At 49.6% G+C, this 2,924-nt stretch carries 1 rRNA gene; it reads left to right on the forward strand.

Annotation, left to right across the window (positions count from 1 at the left end):
* Positions 1–31: 31 nt before the first annotated feature.
* A 23S ribosomal RNA gene (locus tag IEV69_RS13680) occupies positions 32–2,878 on the forward strand.
* The last annotated feature ends 46 nt before the right edge of the window (positions 2,879–2,924 follow it).

A 2,924-nucleotide genomic window follows, 5' to 3' on the forward strand; every position in this document is an offset into this window, starting at 1 on the left:
AATAATTAAACTCATTAAAGAGCAAAAAGTACAATAAGCAAAGTAAGGGCGTATGGGGAATGCCTAGGCTCTCAGAGGCGAAGAAGGACGTGATAAGCTGCGAAAAGCTGCGGGGATTGGCACATACAAATTGATCCGCAGATATCCGAATGGGGCAACCCACTATGTTGAAGACATAGTACCGGCCGTAAGGCTGGGGCAAACCCGGGGAACTGAAACATCTAAGTACCCGGAGGAGAAGAAAACAAAAGTGATTCCGTAAGTAGCGGCGAGCGAACGCGGATTAGCCCAAACCAGTGTTGTTACGGCAATATTGGGGTTGTAGGACTGCGACATTGGTTGTGTAATGAATTAGAACAAGTTGGAAAGCTTGGCCAAAGAAGGTGATAGCCCTGTACAAGTAAAGATCATAAACCATAGCAGTATCCTGAGTAGTGCGGGACACGAGAAATCCTGTATGAATTTGGCGGGACCATCCGCTAAGGCTAAATACTCCTGAGAGACCGATAGTGAACCAGTACCGTGAGGGAAAGGTGAAAAGAACCGTGAATAACGGAGTGAAATAGAACCTGAAACCATACGCTTACAAGCGGTCGGAGCCTGCCATTGGCGGGTGACGGCGTGCCTTTTGCATAATGAGCCTACGAGTTAACGTTGCTGGCGAGGTTAAGTGATTAAGTCATGGATCCGTAGCGAAAGCGAGTCTGAATAGGGCGCTTTAGTCAGTAGTGTTAGACGCGAAACCGTGTGATCTACCCTTGGGCAGGTTGAAGCTGTGGTAACACATAGTGGAGGACCGAACCCGTTGACGTTGAAAAGTCTTGGGATGACCTGAGGGTAGGGGTGAAAGGCCAATCAAACTCGGAAATAGCTCGTACTCCCCGAAATGCATTTAGGTGCAGCGTTGATATATAGTTTTATAGAGGTAGAGCTACTGATTGGATGCGGGGGCTTCACCGCCTACCAATTCCTGACAAACTCCGAATGCTATAAAATGATGATCAGCAGTGAGGGCATGGGTGCTAAGGTCCATGTCCGAGAGGGAAAGAACCCAGACCATCAGCTAAGGTCCCAAAATGTATATTAAGTTGAAGAAACGCGGTTGGATTGCACAGACAGCTAGGATGTTGGCTTGGAAGCAGCCATTCATTTAAAGAGTGCGTAACAGCTCACTAGTCGAGCGATCCGGCATGGATAATAATCGGGCATAAATATACTACCGAAGCTATGGATTTCCGCCTTTGGCGGATCTGGTAGGGGAGCATTCTAATGGGGTTGAAGGTGTACTGTAAGGTATGCTGGACTAATTAGAAAAGAAAATGTAGGCATAAGTAACGATAATGCGGGCGAGAAACCCGCACACCGAAAGACTAAGGTTTCCTCAGCTATGCTAATCAGCTGAGGGTTAGTCGGGGCCTAACGCGAACCCGAAAGGGGTAGTGGATGGACAACAGGTTAATATTCCTGTACCTGCTCACGTTAAAAGTGACGGAGGCGTAAATTTGGTGCGTGCTGACGGAATAGCACGTTGAAGCCAGTGGTAACACGGCGATAGTACACTAAGGCTACGGCTGCGGTGATAATCCAGAGTAGCGACTTCCAAGAAAAGCGAGTGAAGCAGCCCGTACCGCAAACCGACACAGGTAGTTGGGATGAGAATTCTAAGGTGCTCGAGAGATTCATGGCTAAGGAACTAGGCAAAATAGACCCGTAACTTCGGGAGAAGGGTCGCCTCTCAAGCGATTGAGAGGCCGCAGTGAAGAGGTCCAGGCGACTGTTTATCAAAAACACAGGGCTCTGCAAAATCGAAAGATGAAGTATAGGGCCTGACACCTGCCCGGTGCTGGAAGGTTAAGAGGAGATGTTATCTTCGGAGAAGCATTGAATTGAAGCCCCAGTAAACGGCGGCCGTAACTATAACGGTCCTAAGGTAGCGAAATTCCTTGTCGGGTAAGTTCCGACCTGCACGAATGGTGTAACGATCTGGACACTGTCTCAGCCATGAGCTCGGTGAAATTGTAGTATCGGTGAAGATGCCGATTACCCGCTGTGGGACGAAAAGACCCCGTGCACCTTTACTATAGCTTAGTATTGACTTTGGATAAGTAATGTGTAGGATAGGTGGGAGACTATGAAGCGGCGTCGCCAGGCGTTGTGGAGTCATTGTTGAAATACCACCCTTTACTTATTTGAAGCCTAACCCCGCCTAAGCGGGGGACAGTTCTTGGTGGGTAGTTTGACTGGGGTGGTCGCCTCCAAAAGAGTAACGGAGGCTTCTAAAGGTTCCCTCAGCACGCTTGGTAACCGTGCGTAGAGTGCAATGGCATAAGGGAGCTTGACTGAGAGACATACAGGTCGATCAGGTACGAAAGTAGAGCATAGTGATCCGGTGGTTCCGCATGGAAGGGCCATCGCTCAAAGGATAAAAGGTACGCCGGGGATAACAGGCTGATCTCCCCCAAGAGCTCACATCGACGGGGGGGTTTGGCACCTCGATGTCGGCTCGTCACATCCTGGGGCTGGAGAAGGTCCCAAGGGTTGGGCTGTTCGCCCATTAAAGTGGCACGCGAGCTGGGTTCAGAACGTCGTGAGACAGTTCGGTCTCTATCTACAGCGGGCGTAAGAAATTTGAGTGGATCTGACTCTAGTACGAGAGGACCGAGTTGGACTGACCGCTGGTGTACCAGTTGTTCCGCCAGGAGCATTGCTGGGTAGCTACGTCGGGAAGGGATAAGCGCTGAAAGCATATAAGCGCGAAACCCACCACAAGATGAGATTTCTTTAAAGGGTCGTGGGAGACTACCACGTTGATAGGTCACAGGTGTAAAGGCAGTAATGTCATAGCCGAGTGATACTAATAACCCGTAAGCTTATGTACACCGCCTCCTCCCTGTTGCAAGACAGGGAGGGAGCTAACTCTTTAA

Source organism: Planktosalinus lacus (genome assembly GCF_014640155.1).
Taxonomy (GTDB): Bacteria; Bacteroidota; Bacteroidia; order Flavobacteriales; family Flavobacteriaceae; genus Planktosalinus; species Planktosalinus lacus.